Origin of the sequence: Nocardia sp. (genome assembly GCF_025465275.1) — a bacterium.
Taxonomy (GTDB): domain Bacteria; phylum Actinomycetota; class Actinomycetes; order Mycobacteriales; family Mycobacteriaceae; genus Nocardia.
The window spans coordinates 47,121-63,777 of the sequence record NZ_JAODNK010000112.1; the positions used below are offsets into that span (position 1 = coordinate 47,121).

The window sequence follows — 16,657 nt, forward strand, 5'->3', positions numbered from 1 at the left end:
CTGGACCAGATTCTGCCGGCATCGCCACCAGCGGAGTTGTGCTCTCGACGCTACGCGGGGCCGCCGACCTCGACTACCGGGTGATCGTGCTGTCGGACTGTGTGACCGACACCGACTCCGAGGTGAACCGGGTCCTGCTGGACAAGGTGTTCCCGCCGCAGGCCGACGTGATCGACTCCGCCGATTTCATCCAGCGTCTGAACCCCTGCCCCCCGCTGCGCGGCATCGGCGTCAGTTCCACACGCCACTATCGACAACCCAGATTCCGCCCTTTCCGTGTGTCGCCGGTTGGGAGAGATGCAAGGTGACCTGGTGGCCGCTGTGGTCGGTGACCACGACGGCCGCCGGGTTACCGGCACTCGCCTGGACGCCGGTCCATCCGAATGTTCCCAGCATGAACGACTCCGCGACCTGGACCGGATCCGTTCGCCACGGCTGGTGGCCGCTGTTTACGGCATCCTGCAACGCGGTGCTCTGCTGCGCGCTGAGCCCTTCTCCGCTGAATGTCGTTCCGGTGGTAGGGGTCTGGGCCGTCGATGACGGCGGGATACTCAACGACGGTGGGTTACTCGACCCGGGCTGTTCAGAAGGCCCCGATGCGGATGTCGGGGGCGGGGACACGGCGGGCTCCGAGGATGCCGGTGGCGCGGCGGGCACCGTCGAGGCAATAGTCGTAGGTGAGGCTGTGGACGACACCGTCGATGTGCTCGTGCACCCGCAGATCGTGACCGCACAGGTGGCAATACCGAGAATTCCCACCATGATCCGCAGAGTTCTCGGACCGGCAACAGGCCCGGCGCTGTCGAAAATGTTCTTGGGCATAGGTTCCCCCCTGTGCTCGAAATGCATGATCTGTATCCCTTGTCGGATCCAGGGCGCGGATCGTTAGCGCGGCGATGTGCCGTAGCGCCTCGGTATGTGTCGGCACTGAACCGATGCGGACAGCGGAGTCTGCGGCGTGTGGACGCCATCTGTCGCGCCGGTAGTGGTCTTTCGCGTTATGCCGCCCTCAGGTCCTGGTGATCTTGTCAGCGCCTTTCTATCTGAGCGATTGCCCGTGATGACAGGATGGGGGTGTGCGAGTGCTGGTGACTGGGGCGAGTGGCTATCTGGGGCGGGCTGTTGTGGTGGCGCTGGGTGCGGCTGGGCATGAGCCGGTCGCGATGGTGAGCACCCGCGGCGGGGAGGTTCCCGCAGTGAGTGAGGTGCGAGTGGCTGATCTCCTCGATCCTGAGGGGTTGCGGCGTGCAGTGGCCGGGGTCGAGGTGGTGTGCCATCTGGCCGGACTCGGCCGCGCTCGCGAATCGGTGCGGTATCCGTTGCCGTTCTTCCGTGTGAATACCGCGGGGACCGTTGCGCTGCTCGGGGCAATGGCCGACGAGGGGGTGTCCAAGATCGTGTTCTCTTCGACCGGAGCCATTTACGGATCGCCGGAGCGGCAGCCGATGGGCGAGGACCTACCGGATGCCCCGCCTCATCCGTACGCAGCCAGCAAGCTTGCCGCCGAATTCGCAATCGAAGCTCAAGCGCAGGCGGGGAACATGGGCGCAGTTATTGTCCGGCTGCTGAATGTCGCCGGGGGAGCGGACCCGGACCCGACTCGCCTCATCCCCCGCGTAATCGCCGCAGCGGCAGGCGAAAGCGTGCTCCACATCAATGGCGACGGCACGGCAGTACGCGACTACCTTCACGTCGACGACGCGGCCGCAGCCTTTGTGTCCTGCATCGAACGTGTTCCGTCACCCGGCGCACACACCCGCTACAACATCGGAAGCGGCTGTGGAACAAGCATTCTCGACGTGGTGGACGCGGTAGAACGAGTAACCGGGCGAACAGTCGCCCGGGTCTACGGCCCCGTGACCCCCGAACCCGCCGCTTTGATCAGCAATCCGGCGAAGGCCCAGTCCGAACTCGGTTGGTCGCCGAAGCATTCCGGCATCGATGAGATCGTTGCCGACACCCGGCAGGCAGTCGCGCGCAGCTGATCAATGCCGAATTTCTAAGCCGTCCAGGACAATTCGCAGGTTGCGGTTCCATTGGTCGGGGGCTGCCTGCAGGCCGATGGTGTGGGGGTCGGTGGCCACGCCTGCGAGGGCGAACGCGACGTCCTGCCAGGTGATGTCGGTGCGCAGGGAGCCCGCGGATTGGGCTCGTTCGACCAAGGTGCGGAGGCATTCTCGGAGGTCGGTGATGGTGGTTTCGAGGTCGCAGGCGCCGGTGCCGCCCAGCGCTTCGTTGACGCCGCAGCTTTCGGCGCGCAGGCGGACGTAGGTGGCGGCGAAGTCGCGGAAACCGTTCCAGGGGTTGGGATCTGCGAGGGCGCGGTCGGCGGCGGCCACGGCTTCTTCGAGGACTTCTTCGAGCACTGCTTGCAGTAGCGCTTCGAGGGAGGGGACGCGGCGGTAGAAGGTGCCTTTGCCGACGCCCGCGCGTTGCGCGATCTCCTGGGCGGTCACCGCGACGCCGGTGTCCGCGATGGCCGAGCGGGCCGCGACGACCAGCCGCTCCAAATTGCGGCGGGCATCCGCGCGTGGAGCCGGGCCGGATTCGCGGGTCAGGAGGCGATCGACGGCGGTCATGGGTGCGATCCTAACAAAAGTGGACTCAGTGGGTCCGGTTAGCTACCGTAGTAAACGGACCAAGTGAGTCCGTTTATGGATGGGAGCGGCAGATGTCGGACAGGATCCGAGTCGGAATCATTGGCGCCAGCCCGGATCGGGGCTGGGCGGCGCGGGCGCATATTCCAGCCCTGCGGGCATTGCCCGACTTCGAACTCACGGCCGTCGGGACCAGTCGGCAGGAGAGCGCGGACGCGGCGGCGCGACTGTTCGGGGCCGCGCATGCCTTCACCGATGCGCGTCGGCTCGCCGAGCACCCGGACGTCGACCTGGTGGCGATCACGGTGAAGGTGCCCGCACACGCCGAACTGATCGGGGCGGCGCTGGCAGCGGGCAAGCATGTCTACTCGGAGTGGCCGCTGACCAGGACCACCGAGGAAGCTGAAGCCGTCATCACGCTCGGTGGCGAGGGGCATCAAACGGTAGGCCTGCAGGCCAGGTTCTCGCCAGCCATCGACAAGGCCAGGCGATTGATCGCCGAAGGCTATGTGGGGCAGGTGATTTCAGTGACCGTATACGCCGCCCGAGGAAAGGGCGCGGGCGGGCTGATCCCGGAGTGGGCCGCCTACACGCTGGATCGCCACAATGGCGCTGGCCTACTGGAGGTCGCGGGCGGGCACACTCTGGACCCGCTCGAATACCTACTCGGCGATATCACCGAACTGTCGGCGGACCTGGCTATTCGTAACTCACACAACACGATTGCCGAAACAGGCGCGCGAATCACGGTCACCAGTCCCGACCACCTGCTGCTGAACGCCACGCTTGCGAGCGGCGCAGTCGTCTCGGCCCATATTCACGACGCCAAGCTCACCGATGGCCGTACGCGTATCGAAATCGCAGGCATCGAAGGCGATCTGGCGATTATCTCCGCAGGCCCGCACGGCCCCGGCGGTATTCAGATGAGCGAACTGCGCCTGCTGGGCGCACAAGGCCCGGCAGGAGCCTGGCAGGACCTGACCGAATCCGACGAGCAGCCCTTCTCCGAGTTGCCCGTCGAATCCAAAAATGTGGCAAGGCTGTATCAGTGGCTGGCCGAGGACATCCGAACCGGCACGCATACCGCGCCGACCTTCGAGACCGGCGTGCACCTGCACCGCCTGCTCGACACCATCCGCCGATCAGCCGAGACCGGCGCCCGGGTGCGAATTACTCGCTGACCGGTTACGCCGGACCGGCGCCGGGGAACCCGTCCGTCGGCAGCCACTCCACGATCCGGGTGTCGTCGATGAGCTTCGCCAGCGCGAACGGGTCTTCGGCCAGCAGCTTCGATACCGCGTCGGCATCGTCGGCCTGGAAGATGAGCAGCGCACCCGACCCGTCCGGGTACGGCCCGCGCGCGAGCAGTATGCCCTGCTCGGCCAGGCCGCCCAGATAGGCGCGATGCACGGGACGGACCTCGTCGCGACCGGGAACGGTGGCGTCGGAGTAGGTGTAGTGGACGGCGAAGATCGGCACGGTTCCGCTTTCTGAGGTCGAATGAATCAGAGTGTCAACAGCATTCGGGTATTGCCGAGCGTATTCGGCTTCACATAGCTGAGGTCGAGGAACTCGGCCACACCGGTGTCGTAGGACCGGCACATCTCGGCGTACACCTCGGCGGTGACCGGCGTGCCCTCGATCTCGACGAACCCGTGCCGGGAGAAGAAGTCCACCTCGAAGGTCAGCACGAAGACCCGTCCCAGCGCCAGCTCGTGCGCGACGGTGATCAATTGCTGCACCAGCAGGTGCCCCGCGCCGGTGCCCTTGATATCCGGATGCACCGCAACAGTGCGCACCTCACCGAGGTCCGCCCACAGCACATGCAGCGCCCCGCAGCCGATGAGTTCCCCGTCGCGTTCGGCGACCCAGAATTCCTGGATCGCCTCGTACAGCGTGACCAGGTTCTTTTCCAGCAGGATCTTGCCGGCGTAGTAGTCGATGAGTCGTTTTATCCCGGGTACATCAGAGGTTCGGGCGCGGCGGATGGTCGGTTGTGTTCCCGACTCGCCGCCGACCGAACCGCTGTGAGGTACCCGTGTTGTCATGGGGTGCACAGTAGTCGGCCCCCGTGCGGATAGTCTTTACGTGTGTCGTACATCCAGCCTCCCCGCATACCGGAATGGTCCGGAAACCCTGTCGGGTTTCGCGGCCGGTGGGGGCGCTGGTGACGGTGCAGCGCGATGAGTTGGAAGGTCGCTGGGCCGATGCCGGTCCAGCGCGATCGGGGTTCGTGCCCACCCCCGGCGTAGTGGAACCGGCGGCAGTGCCGCTGATGAATATTGCCAATATATTGACGATCCTGCGGATTCTGATTGTTCCGCTGTTCCTGGCCGCCCTGTTCGCCGCCGATGGCCACAATGCCCATTGGCGCTGGGGCGCCGCGGCGCTGTTCGGCGTCGCCGCCATCACCGATCGCATCGACGGTCAGCTGGCCCGCAAGTACGGCCTGGTCACCGACTTCGGCAAGCTCGCGGATCCGATCGCGGACAAGGCGCTCATCGGCGCCGCCCTGATCGGCCTGTCCATGCTGGGCGATCTGCCGTGGTGGATGACCATTGTGATCGTGGCTCGCGAACTCGGCGTGACCCTGCTGCGGCTGGCCGTTGTCCGCCGCGGCGTGATCCCGGCCGGACGTGGCGGCAAGCTCAAGACCCTGGTGCAGTCGGTCGCGATTGCTGTGATTTTGCTGCCCCTTTCCGGCGGATTCGCCAGTGCCGGAATGGCATTGATGTATGTAGCCGTGGTGCTCACGGTCGTCACCGGCCTCGACTATGTGGTGCAGGCGGCCCGGTTGTGGTTCGGCTCGCCCGGCGGCAGTCGTGCCGCCTGAGCTAGCGCATCCTGCGCTTGATTCAGACCCCGGATCGGGAGATCCACTCACTTCGCTCGTGCCCGCCGCCGATCTGGTCGATGCCCTGAAGTCCGCCGGGCAGACCGTCGCGACCGCGGAATCGCTGACCGCCGGCCTGCTGGCCGCCACCATTGCGGGAATTCCGGGCGCGAGCACAGTGTTGCGGGGTGGACTGATCGTCTACGCCACCGAGCTCAAACGCGATCTGGCCGGTGTGAGCGCGGACACTCTCGCTACCGACGGCCCGGTCGCCGCGAGCACCGCGCAGCAGCTTGCTGTGGGTGCGCGGTTGCGCTGCGGAGCGGACTGGGGAATCGGTCTCACCGGTGTCGCCGGGCCGGATCCGCAGGACGGACGCGAGGTCGGCACCGTGTTCCTCGGCATCGCCGGTGCGGAGGGCACGGAGGTCATCCGGTTGAAACTGTCGGGCGACCGGTGGACTATCAGGGTGGGCGCGGTCCGCGCCGCGGTCGCAGAGCTCGTCCGGAGGGTTCGAAACGGGTGAAGCGGCCGGGAACGCGCGGCCGACGCCGGACGTTGTCCAGTGAAACGCTGGGTCCGGCGAGACGAGTGTGAGGAGAACGGGATGACGCTGCTGCGAGAAGCGATCGGGGACAGTTTGCGGCGCGCTCGGGTCGCTCAGAGCCGGACGCTGCGTGAGGTTTCGACCTCTGCGCGGGTCAGTCTCGGGTACCTGTCGGAAGTGGAGCGCGGTCGTAAGGAGGCTTCCAGCGAGCTGCTGGCGGCCATCTGCACGGCCCTGGATGTGCCACTGGCGCAGGTACTCTTCGACGTCAGCTCGGCCCTGGCCGATGCCGACCGCGCTACCGCCAAAAAGTCTGTGGCCACGGCGAATGCCTCGCTCGCGACCGCCGGTGCGGGTGTCCGGCCGCGCGGTGGGGACGCCGGTACGCCGCGTTCCGGGGATGCCGGTTTCGGCCCCCGCATCGTCATTCCGGCACCCAAGTCGGATCGCCTGGTTTTGGTGGCAGCCAAGTGATCGCGGTGCACAGGACTCGAAAGGGATAAATTCTCTGTAGGCTTTGAGCCGGAGGCGCCATACGGGTGCGGGTTTTTCCGGTTCTCTGCCGCGCAGTGGAGGATAGGGACAACCGGGTGCGTGACGGTCGCGCACTATGTCGCGCGATCGCGCGTGGCACGTCAGATGGAGGCGGGATCAATCGATGGCTAATCCGTTCGTGAAGGCCTGGAAGTACCTGATGGCCCTCTTCGATTCGAAGATCGAAGAGCATGCGGATCCGAAGGTCCAGATCCAGCAGGCCATCGAGGAGGCCCAGCGGCAGCACCAGGCGCTGTCGCAGCAGGCGGCGTCGGTGATCGGCAACCAGCGTCAGCTGGAAATGAAGCTGAACCGCCAACTCGACGAGGTCGAGAAGCTCAATGCCAATGCGCGCCAGGCGGTCATGCTGGCCGATCAGGCGGGCACTGCGGGGGATACCGAGAAGGCGATCCAGTACACCAATGCCGCTGAGGCTTTCGCCGCTCAGCTGGTGACCGCCGAGCAGGCGGTGGAGGACCTGAAGGTACTGCACGACCAGTCGCTGCAGGCCGCGTCGCAGGCCAAGAAGGCAGTCGAGCAGAACGCCATGCTGCTGCAGCAGAAGGTCGCCGAGCGCACCAAGCTGCTGTCCCAGCTGGAGCAGGCCAAGATGCAGGAGCAGGTTTCGGCCTCGCTGCAGCAGATGGACTCCACACTTTCCGCGCCGGGCACCACCCCGAGCCTGGATGCGGTGCGCGAGAAGATCGAACGCCGCTACGCCAATGCGCTCGGTTCGGCCGAGCTGGCTCAGAACACCGTCCAGGGTCGCATGATGGAGGTGCAGCAGGCCAGCGTCCAGATGGCCGGCCACAGCCGCCTCGAGCAGATCCGCGCCTCCATGCGCGGTGACGCGCTGCCCGCCGGTGGGAACAACCAGCCGCAGGCTGTCCCGAATCCTGCGGCCGCGCCGCAGATCAACACCAACAAGGGCCAGGCCGCTCAGCAGTAGCGCTGGGTCCTTGGAACGAAGGCGATTGCTGATGGGGAGTTCGCGGGCGCAAGACAATCCCGCGACCTCCCCTGCCCGTTTCCGCCGCCGTTCGCGCATGAAGGAAGCCGCCCCTATCCCCGGCTTCCCCTCACCCTTCGGCCCCGCCGCCGAGGGTGGAGCGGCCCAGCCGGATTCGCCGAGCTCCGAATCCGGCTATCCGGCACCGAATTCCGTCCCGGCAACGGGATGGTCTTCGGCTACTGCAACTGCGAGTGACACCCCGTCACGACCCGAATCCGGAGCGACCGGACCCGCCGCTGCTGATTCAGCTCGTGGCTGGCTGCTTTCGGAGCCGGATACGCAGGCGCGGAACGGGTTCGGCGGTCCGATGGCCGGGCCCGGGCCGAACACCGCGTCGCGAGAGCGGCGCACAACTACTTCAGCGCGTGCGGCGTCGCAGCCGGGCGCGAATCCTGGTTATGGCCAAGCGCGCCGGGCTGGTGACTATCAAGGACGATCCGCATCGGGGCCGACGGCCGCGAATTCGGCGGGCGGCTGGGTGCCGCCTGCGGCGGATACGCGGCCGCAGTACGGGTTCGGCGGTCCGGCAGCTGAATCCGATCCCGGATGGGCGCAATCTGTGCAGGGCAGGTTTGCCGGTGCGGCAGCCGGATCCGAGCAGTGGCATACGGCGGATGCCCGCGCTGCGAAGGGTTCGTCCCGGCGTGGTAAGCGTGCGCGGGCGGCCCAGGCGGCGCGGGAGATGTTGGCCCCCACCGGGATTGGTCCGGAAGAACTGGCACAGCGGTTACCCGACACCCTGAGGGGGGTGGGGGAGCAGGCGCTGGTCGCGGTGCGGAAGTGGGCGGATCCGCGCGAGCGGGAGTTGCGCAAGCGGCGCCGGACTCGGCGGCGGAGTTTGCGGCTGGGCACAGCATCGGGACTGACCACTGCGGGAACTGTTGGGCTGGTGCTGATTTCGGCGCCCGCCTGGGCGGTGATCGTGGTCGGCGGCGGCGCCGTCGCACTGGTGACCGGTACCGCCGTGACCGCCAAGCGGTATTTGCAGCTGCGCCGGGAACCGTTGCCGCAGGCGACATTCGTGCCGCGCCGGCTGCCGCCCCTGCGTTCGGCGGCGCGGGCCTCGATCGCCCGATTGGTGCGCGCGGAACGGGCATTGCACGGCCTGGGCGCGCAGATCGCCAGATCCGGTCGGCTACCGGTCGATGATTTGACCGACATGATGGAAACGGCCTCGTCGGGTGCCGCGGCGCTGCATGCATTGTCCTCCGATGTGGTCGCCATGGAGCAGGCGGCCGGCGCACTCGGACCGCGCAATTCGCCGCTGACCGAACATGTCCGGTCCGTATCGGTCCGCCTCGACGGCGGTGTCATCGAATTCGAAGGCATGGTGGCCGCCGCCGCCCGTGTCCTCGCCGTTCCGGAGAGCGCGGCCGTCGCCGACGATCTGGGCTGGGCCATGGTGAATCTGCGCGATGCCGCCGACCGTCTCGACGGCTGGGCGCAGGCCCTCACCGATCTGGCCGACAGCCGCTACCGCGTCAATCCCTAGCGAGCGTCACCCACTACCGTGGCGATCGTGGAAACGATGCGCGCAGTGACCATCGCTGATTTCGGTGCCGACCCGGAGCTGATCGAGCTTCCGGTCCCCGAGCTCGGACCCACCGAGATCCTGATCCGGATCGAGGCGGCGGCGGTGAACCCGTTCGACTGGAAGGTCATCGACGGTGCTCTGAAAGACTTTGTGCCGCATACTTTTCCGCTTATTCTGGGCAATGATGCGGCAGGCGTGGTGGAGCGGGCGGGCGCGGACGTCACGCGTTTCCAGCCCGGGGACCGGGTGTGCGGGCAGTTCATGAGCGTCCGCCGCGGCCGCGGTGCGTATGCCGAATACGCGGTAGCCGCCGAGACCGGTTTCCTCGCGATCCTCCCACCGGAGCTGCCCTTCGCCGTGGCCGCGGCGCTGCCGACCGCGGGTATGTCCGCGTACAACGCCGTCGACGCGACCTGTGCCGCATCCGGGCAGACGATTCTCATCAATGGCGCAACCGGTGGGGTCGGTCAATTCGCCGTGCAGTTCGCGGCACAGCGTGGACTGCGCGTCATCGCCACCGCCGGTCAGGATATGGCCGACTATCTGCGCGAACTCGGTGCGGCGGAAATCGTGGACCGAGCGCAGGGCAACACCGTCGACCAGGTGCAGGCCGCGTATCCGAAGGGCATCGACGCAGTTCTGGATCTGGTGAGCGGTCCGGCCGATGCACTGCGCGTCGCAGATCTGCTGGCGTTGGATGGCATCTTCATCAGCACCGTCGGCGGACTTGATCAGGAAGCGCTGACGGCCAAGGGTGTGGTCGGCATGAACTTCTCCAACAAATCCAGCACCGAACTCCTGGAGACCCTGGTGGCCATGGCGAGCTCAGGCACCCTGCGGGTACGCATCGACGCCGAGGTCCCGCTGGCCCAGGTCGCCGCCACCGCGTCGGACCTGCGCACCCGTCGCGCTCGCGGCAAAACGGTGATCCTTCCCCGGTAGTACCTGGGGGACAACCCTGAACTTTCCCCGATATTGCTGCTGACCAGGTGATTTTCCGTCGCGGACAGGCCAGTATTGAGGAGACGGATCGTTACGGTCCGGAAAATACGGGAGGCACGGAATGCTTTGGAAGATCATTGGCGTCGTCGCGGTTGTCTGGATCGCGCTCGCCATCATCGGCGCCCTGATCAAGGGGCTTTTCCCCATCCTCATGATCAGCGCGGTGGTTTTCGGCCTGTACCTGCTCTACAAGGCGGTCTCGGGTTCGAACAAGTCCCCGATGAGCAAGCTGTAGCTGCGGCGCAACCGCATTGAATGGGCCATCCGGAACCATCCGGGTGGCCCATCGTCCTGTCCGGCGGCCGTCGTCGGGGAATCCCTTGGTGCAGCGCGACGTTGACGCGGCTATGGCAACTGCTATCGTCGCCGCCGCATACGGTGGTCCTGAAGTGCTCACTCCCATCGAGGTAGAGGTACCCGGTCCCGGTCCGGGCGAGGTGACCGTGCAGGTCCGCGCCGCCGGCGTGAATCCGATCGATTACAAGCTCTACAGCGGTGCCTTCGGCGCCGACCCGGCCAAGCTCCCGATTCGGCTCGGGCTGGAATCGTCCGGCGTGGTCACCGCTGTCGGCCCGGATGCTGTCGGCCCCGGTGGTCCGATCCAGGTCGGCGACGAGGTGATCGCGCGCGGAGGCGGTTACGCCACAGCGGTGACCGTGCCTGCCGCCGGCGTGTTGCCCAAGCCCGCCGAGGTGAGCTGGGAGGTGGCGGCCGGACTGCTGGCGGTCGGCAATACCGCGGTGCATCTGGTTGTCGCGACCGGTATCGGTCCGGGTGATACCGTCCTGATCCACGGCGCTGCGGGCAGTGTGGGTTCGCTTGCCGCCCAGCTCGCGGTCGCGCGCGGTGCCCGGGTGATCGGTACCGCCGCGCCCGCCCGCCACGAACGACTGCGGAGCTACGGCGTGGAACCGGTCGAGTACGGTCCCGGGCTGGCCGATCGCGTGCGCGCCTTGGCGCCGAACGGCGTGGATGCGGCGATCGATACCGTCGGAACCGATGAGGCCGTGGATGTTTCGCTGGAACTGGTCGCCGACCGCCACCGGATCGCCACCATTGCCGCCTTCGGCCGGGTGCCGACGACCGGCATCCAGGGGCTCGGCGGTGGGCCGGGCGCGGACCCCGGCACCGAGATCCGCGGTAATGCGTGGCGCGAACTGTTGCCCCTGATCGCCTCGGGCAAGCTGGAATTGGTGATCACCGCGACCTATCCGCTCGCCGACGCGGCCGCGGCACACGAGTTCGTCATCGGCGGACACGCCGGTGGCAAGGTCATACTGCTGCCCTGATTCAGCGAATTGTCCCGTCTCGGTGACCCGATTCGCATATGTTGTTGCCCACAACATATCGGTGCGCGGCCGCAACCCAGTGGCTGCCGCTCGGAAGGGTCACCCTGATGAGGACGAAAAGCTCGTTCCTGCCCAAGAATTCACGCCGCCTGGTGCGGCCCGGTTGCGTCGCGATGGCAGTGGCACTATCGGGCGTGCTGACGCTGACCGCCTGCGGATCCAATTCCACCAGTAGCTCCGGGGCCACCTCGGCCGCGCCGTCCGGTGGTGGGGCCAATGGCACGGTCGGCGTTATCCTGCCGGAGACCGCCACCTCCGCCCGCTGGGAATCGTTCGACAAACCCATGCTGGAACAGGCCCTGCAGGCACAGGGTTTCGACGCCGATGTGCAGAACGCGCAGGGCGACGTCCAGAAGTTCAGCACCCTCGCCGACGGCATGATCGCCAAGGGTGTGAAGGTGCTGGTCGTCGCCTCGATCAATAGTGAGGTCGGCAGCGCGGTCGCCGCCAAGGCGAAGAAGGCCGGCATTCCGACCATCGACTACGACCGGCTCAATCTCGGCGGATCCTCCGACTACTACGTCTCTTTCGACAATGTGCGGGTCGGTGAACTCCAGGGCCAGGCACTGATCACGGCGCTGAAGGACAAGCCGGGCGCGCAGGTGATCGAGATCGAGGGCGCGCCGACCGACAACAATGCCACGCTGTTCCACCAGGGGCAGGAGCAGGCACTGAAGCCGCTCTACGATTCGGGCGCCCTGAAATTGGTGCGTAGCCAGGCCATCGATGGCTGGGACAATCAGACCGGCGGCAATACCTTCGAGCAGATCCTCACCGGCAACGGCGGCAAAGTCGACGGTGTGGTGGCTGCCAATGACGGCCTGGCGGGCGCGGTGATCACCGTGCTCAAGAAGAACGGGCTCAATGGCCATGTGCCGGTGACCGGTCAGGACGCCACTGCCGATGGGCTCAAGGCGGTGCTGCGCGGCGACCAGTACATGACGGTGTTCAAGCCGATCAAGGATGAGGCCGAGTCTGCCGCCAAACTCGCTGCGGCACTGGCCAAGGGCGATACCGCCGCCGCGAATGCGCTGGCGCAGGCCGTGAGTCAGGATCCCAAGGGCAATCGTCAGGTGAAATCGGTGCTGCTGCCGCCGCAGACGATCACCCGCAACGAGGTCAAGCAGGTGACGGATTCGGGCTTCGTGAAGGCCTCCGATATCTGCACCGGCGATGTGAAGACCGCCTGCACCCAACTCGGCATCGCCTGAGCCATGACCGAGCCGCTGCTCCAGATCACCGGGCTGAACAAGAGTTTCGGCCCGGTGCACGTGCTGCACGATGTGGATCTGACCGTGCCCGCCGGTGAGGTGACCGCCCTGGTCGGCGACAATGGCGCGGGCAAGACCACTTTGGTGAAATGTGTTGCCGGAATTCATCCTTCGGACTCGGGTGAGGTGCGTTTCCGGGGCGAACCGGTGCATCTGCGCGGGCCCAAGGATGCGGCGGCGTTCGGCATCGAGGTCGTCTACCAGGATCTCGCCCTCGCCGACAATCTCGACATAGTGGCCAATATGTTCCTCGGCCGCGAGCGCGGGAAACCGTGGCTGCTGGACGAGGCGAGCATGGAGGAGGCGGCGCGCACCACGCTGGCCTCGCTGGGGGTGCGCACCGTGAAATCGGTGCGCACGCCGGTCTCGTCGCTGTCCGGTGGGCAGCGGCAGACCGTGGCCATTGCCAAAGCCGTGCTGTGGAACAGCAATCTGGTGCTGCTGGACGAACCCACCGCGGCGCTGGGTGTGGCGCAGACCCGGCAGGTGCTGGATCTGGTGCGGCGGCTGGCCGAACAGGGTCTGGGCGTGGTGCTCATCAGCCACAATCTGGCCGATGTATTCGAGGTCGCCGACCGTATCGCGGTGCTGTATCTGGGCCGGATGGCCGCACAGGTGCGCACCGCCGATGTCACCCACAGCCAGGTGGTGGAGCTGATCACCGCCGGACGCTCCGGTGATCTGGGGCTGGCCCGACCGGAAGCGGTGGTGTTGTGAACGAGAAAGCTCCCGATATGAGCAAGGTTTCGGAGCCTGCGCCGCCCGCCGCGGATACGGTGATCACCGATTTCGGGATCGACACCACCACGCGTTCGACCCGGGAGGCATTGGGGGAGTATCTCGCCCGGCTGAGATCCGGCGAGATCGGTTCGCTGCCAGCACTTCTCGGGTTGGTCGCACTGGTCATCCTGTTCTCGGTGCAGTCGGATGTGTTCTTTTCGCTCAACAACATCGCGAACCTGCTGGCGCAGGGCGCGGGGCAGACCATCATTGCCATCGGCATTGTGTACGTCCTGCTGATCGGCGAGATCGATCTGTCGGCGGGCACCGCGTCCGGAGTGGCCGGTGCGGTGCTGGCCATGCACTACGTGAAGGACGGAAACCTGCTGACGGGCATGGGTTCCACGGTGTTCTTCCTCTTCAACGGCCTGCTGATCCTCGCTGCCGTGCTCGCGGCGCTGTTGCGCATCTGGCCGGGCGTGGCACTGTCGCTGCTGGGTGTGGTGATCACACTTGTCGGCTTCACAGCGAATCCGTGGGTGGAGATGGTGCTCGCGGTATGCGTGGGCGCGGCCATCGGCTGCATCACCGGCTTCCTCATAGCCAAGATCGGCATGCCCTCGTTCGTGGTGACCCTCGCGCTGTTCCTGGCCTGGCAGGGCGTGATTCTGCAACTCATCGGGGAGGGCGGGGTGCTGGGCATCAGCTCCTCGCATGTCCTCGATCAGGTGGCCAATGGGAATCTGTCCACGATCGGCAGCTGGGTCCTGTGTGTGGTGGCGGCCGGAGGTTATGCGGCAATAACGCTGGGCGGCCACGCATTACGCCGCCGCCGGGGACTGGTAGCGCAGCCGACGCCGCTGGTGCTGGCAAAAGTGCTGGTGCTCACCGTGCTTGCGGTGGTGGTGACGGCGCTGCTGACCGTCAACCGATCGCCGAGCAAGCTGATCGTCATTTCCGGTGTGCCGTATGTGGTTCCGATCGTGCTGGTGCTGCTGGTGGCCGGCACCTTCGTGCTCGAGCGCACCCGCTACGGCCGGCACATCTACGCGGTCGGTGGCAATGCGGAGGCGGCGCGGCGGGCGGGCATCAACGTAACCCAGTTGCGGGCAAGCGTTTTTGTTATCTGCTCGTCGTGTGCGGCGGTCGGGGCCATCGTCTACTCGTCGAAGGTCGGCTCGGTCGATCCGCAGGCGGGCGGGCTCAATACCCTGCTGTTCGCGGTGGGCGCGGCGGTGATCGGCGGCACCTCGCTGTTCGGCGGTAAGGGCCGGGTCGCGGATGCGGTGATCGGCGGTGCGGTGCTGGCGGTGGTATCCAATGGTCTCGGTCTGCTGCGTCAGCCCGCTGCCGTCGTTTCCATTGTCACCGGATTGGTATTGCTGCTGGCCGCAACGGTCGATGCGCTGTCGCGCCGGCGGGCGGTGGCACAGCGATGAGCACGCAGGGATGCCGCGCTGCACGGCGCCGGAAGCGCCGATGGTATTCCTGAGGCCATGACCGTCGCTCGACCGGACGAGGCGCGCCGCTCCAACCGGTCCAGTCTCCTGCGGGTGCTGCACACCGGAGGCCCCGCCACCCGGGCGGCGCTCGCGACCGAGCTGGGGCTCAACCGATCGACCATCAAAATGCTGGTCGACGGCTTGGCCGAGGCCGGGCTGGTGGAGGAGCGGGTGCCGCGGCTGGCGCGGGGCGCGGGGCGGCCGTCGCTGCTGGTCCTGCCGCAGCCACAGGCGGTGGTGGTGCTGGCGGTGGATGTGCGGGCCGAGCACGCGGGCATTGCCATGGTCGGATTCGGCGGGCAGATCCTGGGCCGCAACAGCTGGAATCTGCATGGGCGGCAACGGGAACCGGAGGAAGTGATCACCCACGTCGCCGAATCGGCGGCACTGCTCGCCGAGGATCTGGGACTGTCGCCGGTGGCGGCCGGGGTCTCGGTGCCGGGTGTGGTGCGCCGCGCCGACGGCCTGGTGCGCAGCTCGGAGAATCTGCGCTGGGCCGAGGTGGCGCTCGGGCAGCGCATGACCGCAGTGCTGGATGTGCCCGTCGTGGTCGGCAACGATGCCGAATTCGGCGCTCTCGCAGAGCATTTACGCGGTGCGGGCCGGGGCGCGGGTGATGCGGTCTTCGTATCCGCGGATATCGGTGTGGGTGGCGGCCTCATCGCCCAGGGTGCGCTGCTGCGCGGATCGGCCGGCTATCTCGGCGAAATCGGCCATATGACAGTGCGACCGGGTGGTCGCCCCTGCCACTGCGGCAATGAGGGCTGCTGGGAGACCGAAGTCGGTGAGGCGGCGCTGTGCCGTGCACTGGGAATGCCCGAGCACGGGCCGCGCGGCGCGATCGTCGCGGAATTGCGTGCGCTGCAGGATGATAACGACCGCAGGCTCGACGACTACCTGAACTGGCTGATCCTCGGCCTGGTCAATGTGGTGAATATTCTCGGCCCGGAACTGGTGGTGCTCGGCGACCTGTTCACCGCACTGCCCGATGCGCTGGTGCTGCGTGTCGGCGATCAGGTGCGGCGGCGCAGCATGGTCAGCCGGGCGCTCGGCGGGGTGCGCATCGAAAAGTCACGGCTGGGAGCGGATTTGCAGCTGCTCGGCGCCGCCGAGGCCGCGTTCGAAGGCGTGCTGACGGCATTGTGAGCCGCCGAAATACGCGGTGGTGTTGAATTCCGGATATGGAGCAGCTCCCCGAGGACTGGCAGCGCGGTCTGGTGATCGTCGCGCATCCCGATGACATCGAATACGGCGCGGCCGCCGCGGTGGCGCGGTGGACGCGGCAGGGCAAGGACATTCGCTACGTGCTGGTCAGCAGTGGAGAGGCGGGCATTGCCGGGCTGCCGCCGGCGGAGTCCGGACCGCTGCGCGAGGCCGAGGAGCGGGCGGGCGCGAAGATTGTCGGCGTCACCGAGATCGACTTCCTCGGCTACCCCGACGGCCGCATCGAGGAGAGCATCGCCCTGCGCCGCGATCTGGCCGCCGCCATCCGCCGCCACCGCCCGGAACTGGTGGTGCTGTTCAACTTCGGCGACGTCTGGGCCCGCGGCTATGCCAATAGCGCCGACCACCGCGCTGTCGGCCGCGCCGCCCTCGACGCCGTCTCCGACGCCGGCAACGAATGGATCCACCCCGACCTCGCCGACCTGCCCCCGTACTCCCCCCGCTGGGCCGCCGTCTACGGCATCGCCGACGGCAGCCACGCCGTAGACGTCACCGACACCCTCGACGTCGCCGTCGAATCCCTCACCGCCCA

The 16,657-nt window shown here is 66.9% G+C and carries 21 protein-coding genes; 16 read left to right on the forward strand and 5 right to left on the reverse strand.

The annotated features are described in order from the left end of the window. The first annotated feature begins 20 nt into the window (after positions 1–20). Entirely contained in the window at positions 21–308 is a 288-nt protein-coding gene (locus JWN03_RS25550) for an isochorismatase family protein (protein WP_297620105.1), read from the forward strand. Here the strand turns inward: JWN03_RS25550 and JWN03_RS25555 are convergent. Beyond that, positions 232–555, reverse strand: coding sequence for a hypothetical protein (locus JWN03_RS25555; RefSeq protein ID WP_297620041.1), 324 nt, complete (start codon positions 553–555; stop codon positions 232–234). The genes JWN03_RS25550 and JWN03_RS25555 overlap by 77 nt on opposite strands. Positions 556–583: 28 nt before the next feature. Beyond that, positions 584–715, reverse strand: coding sequence for a hypothetical protein (locus JWN03_RS25560; protein WP_297620044.1), 132 nt, complete (start codon positions 713–715; stop codon positions 584–586). Positions 716–1,076: 361 nt separating this feature from the next. Between JWN03_RS25560 and JWN03_RS25565 the strand changes: the two genes are divergently transcribed. Continuing rightward, complete coding sequence (locus JWN03_RS25565) at positions 1,077–1,985, forward strand: NAD-dependent epimerase/dehydratase family protein (RefSeq protein WP_297620047.1); 909 nt, start codon at positions 1,077–1,079, stop codon at positions 1,983–1,985. Here JWN03_RS25565 and JWN03_RS25570 read toward each other — a convergent pair whose 3' ends face one another. Continuing rightward, a complete protein-coding gene (locus JWN03_RS25570; RefSeq protein WP_297620050.1) occupies positions 1,986–2,579 on the reverse strand; it encodes a TetR/AcrR family transcriptional regulator in 594 nt (197 codons plus the stop codon). A 92-nt stretch (positions 2,580–2,671) separates the two neighbouring features. Between JWN03_RS25570 and JWN03_RS25575 the strand changes: the two genes are divergently transcribed. Next, positions 2,672–3,778: a Gfo/Idh/MocA family protein gene (locus tag JWN03_RS25575; protein ID WP_297620053.1), complete on the forward strand. Its 1,107-nt coding sequence runs from the start codon at positions 2,672–2,674 to the stop codon at positions 3,776–3,778. Between the two features lie 4 nt (positions 3,779–3,782). Here JWN03_RS25575 and JWN03_RS25580 read toward each other — a convergent pair whose 3' ends face one another. Further along, positions 3,783–4,076 (reverse strand): YciI family protein, encoded by a 294-nt coding sequence (locus JWN03_RS25580; protein WP_297620056.1) that lies wholly within the window; start codon positions 4,074–4,076, stop codon positions 3,783–3,785. A gap of 26 nt (positions 4,077–4,102) precedes the next feature. Then, entirely contained in the window at positions 4,103–4,645 is a 543-nt protein-coding gene (locus JWN03_RS25585; protein WP_297620059.1) for an amino-acid N-acetyltransferase, read from the reverse strand. 119 nt (positions 4,646–4,764) lie between these two features. On the opposite strand from JWN03_RS25585, the gene pgsA reads away from it, so the two are divergent. The 13 genes from pgsA to JWN03_RS25650 all read left to right on the forward strand — a co-directional run. Next, entirely contained in the window at positions 4,765–5,430 is a 666-nt protein-coding gene (gene pgsA / locus JWN03_RS25590) for a CDP-diacylglycerol--glycerol-3-phosphate 3-phosphatidyltransferase (protein ID WP_441343058.1), read from the forward strand. 58 nt (positions 5,431–5,488) lie between these two features. After that, positions 5,489–5,956 (forward strand): CinA family protein, encoded by a 468-nt coding sequence (locus tag JWN03_RS25595; protein ID WP_297620062.1) that lies wholly within the window; start codon positions 5,489–5,491, stop codon positions 5,954–5,956. Positions 5,957–6,037: 81 nt separating this feature from the next. Continuing rightward, positions 6,038–6,451: a helix-turn-helix domain-containing protein gene (locus JWN03_RS25600; RefSeq protein ID WP_297620065.1), complete on the forward strand. Its 414-nt coding sequence runs from the start codon at positions 6,038–6,040 to the stop codon at positions 6,449–6,451. 184 nt (positions 6,452–6,635) lie between these two features. Beyond that, positions 6,636–7,460 carry a PspA/IM30 family protein gene (locus JWN03_RS25605; RefSeq protein WP_297620068.1) on the forward strand — a complete coding sequence of 275 codons (825 nt, stop codon included), beginning with the start codon at positions 6,636–6,638 and terminating at the stop codon, positions 7,458–7,460. Between the two features lie 622 nt (positions 7,461–8,082). Beyond that, positions 8,083–9,015 (forward strand): phage shock envelope stress response protein PspM, encoded by a 933-nt coding sequence (gene pspM / locus JWN03_RS25610; RefSeq protein ID WP_297620071.1) that lies wholly within the window; start codon positions 8,083–8,085, stop codon positions 9,013–9,015. 36 nt (positions 9,016–9,051) lie between these two features. Beyond that, the gene (locus JWN03_RS25615) at positions 9,052–9,999 is read left to right on the forward strand and encodes an NADP-dependent oxidoreductase (protein ID WP_297620112.1); all 948 of its coding nucleotides are present in this window, start codon (positions 9,052–9,054) and stop codon (positions 9,997–9,999) included. A gap of 121 nt (positions 10,000–10,120) precedes the next feature. Continuing rightward, positions 10,121–10,294, forward strand: a complete 174-nt coding sequence (locus JWN03_RS25620; RefSeq protein WP_297620074.1) for a hypothetical protein — start codon at positions 10,121–10,123, stop codon at positions 10,292–10,294. A gap of 112 nt (positions 10,295–10,406) precedes the next feature. After that, on the forward strand, positions 10,407–11,348 hold the full coding sequence (locus tag JWN03_RS25625) for an NADP-dependent oxidoreductase (RefSeq protein WP_297620077.1): 942 nt from the start codon (positions 10,407–10,409) through the stop codon (positions 11,346–11,348). A 107-nt stretch (positions 11,349–11,455) separates the two neighbouring features. Next, positions 11,456–12,619: a sugar ABC transporter substrate-binding protein gene (locus JWN03_RS25630; RefSeq protein ID WP_297620080.1), complete on the forward strand. Its 1,164-nt coding sequence runs from the start codon at positions 11,456–11,458 to the stop codon at positions 12,617–12,619. 3 nt (positions 12,620–12,622) lie between these two features. Then, complete coding sequence (locus JWN03_RS25635) at positions 12,623–13,396, forward strand: ATP-binding cassette domain-containing protein (protein WP_297620083.1); 774 nt, start codon at positions 12,623–12,625, stop codon at positions 13,394–13,396. Positions 13,397–13,413: 17 nt separating this feature from the next. Next, positions 13,414–14,838, forward strand: a complete 1,425-nt coding sequence (locus JWN03_RS25640; protein ID WP_297620087.1) for a sugar ABC transporter permease — start codon at positions 13,414–13,416, stop codon at positions 14,836–14,838. A 57-nt stretch (positions 14,839–14,895) separates the two neighbouring features. Next, complete coding sequence (locus tag JWN03_RS25645) at positions 14,896–16,047, forward strand: ROK family transcriptional regulator (RefSeq protein ID WP_297620090.1); 1,152 nt, start codon at positions 14,896–14,898, stop codon at positions 16,045–16,047. A 35-nt stretch (positions 16,048–16,082) separates the two neighbouring features. Beyond that, positions 16,083–16,657, forward strand: a 575-nt coding sequence (locus JWN03_RS25650) for a PIG-L deacetylase family protein (RefSeq protein WP_297620093.1), incomplete at its 3' end; no start/stop codon positions are given.

What these genes read in the sequence shown, in the direction of transcription:
- JWN03_RS25575 (WP_297620053.1), top strand. Translation starts at nt 2,672, where the DNA reads ATGTCGGACAGGATCCGAGTCGGAATCATTGGCGCCAGCCCGGATCGG.
- JWN03_RS25625 (WP_297620077.1), top strand. Translation starts at nt 10,407, where the DNA reads ATGGCAACTGCTATCGTCGCCGCCGCATACGGTGGTCCTGAAGTGCTC.
- JWN03_RS25645 (WP_297620090.1), top strand. Translation starts at nt 14,896, where the DNA reads ATGACCGTCGCTCGACCGGACGAGGCGCGCCGCTCCAACCGGTCCAGT.
- JWN03_RS25615 (WP_297620112.1), top strand. Translation starts at nt 9,052, where the DNA reads ATGCGCGCAGTGACCATCGCTGATTTCGGTGCCGACCCGGAGCTGATC.
- JWN03_RS25640 (WP_297620087.1), top strand. Translation starts at nt 13,414, where the DNA reads ATGAGCAAGGTTTCGGAGCCTGCGCCGCCCGCCGCGGATACGGTGATC.
- JWN03_RS25570 (WP_297620050.1), bottom strand. Translation starts at nt 2,579, where the DNA reads ATGACCGCCGTCGATCGCCTCCTGACCCGCGAATCCGGCCCGGCTCCA.
- JWN03_RS25585 (WP_297620059.1), bottom strand. Translation starts at nt 4,645, where the DNA reads ATGACAACACGGGTACCTCACAGCGGTTCGGTCGGCGGCGAGTCGGGA.
- JWN03_RS25630 (WP_297620080.1), top strand. Translation starts at nt 11,456, where the DNA reads ATGAGGACGAAAAGCTCGTTCCTGCCCAAGAATTCACGCCGCCTGGTG.
- JWN03_RS25600 (WP_297620065.1), top strand. Translation starts at nt 6,038, where the DNA reads ATGACGCTGCTGCGAGAAGCGATCGGGGACAGTTTGCGGCGCGCTCGG.
- JWN03_RS25605 (WP_297620068.1), top strand. Translation starts at nt 6,636, where the DNA reads ATGGCTAATCCGTTCGTGAAGGCCTGGAAGTACCTGATGGCCCTCTTC.
- JWN03_RS25635 (WP_297620083.1), top strand. Translation starts at nt 12,623, where the DNA reads ATGACCGAGCCGCTGCTCCAGATCACCGGGCTGAACAAGAGTTTCGGC.
- JWN03_RS25620 (WP_297620074.1), top strand. Translation starts at nt 10,121, where the DNA reads ATGCTTTGGAAGATCATTGGCGTCGTCGCGGTTGTCTGGATCGCGCTC.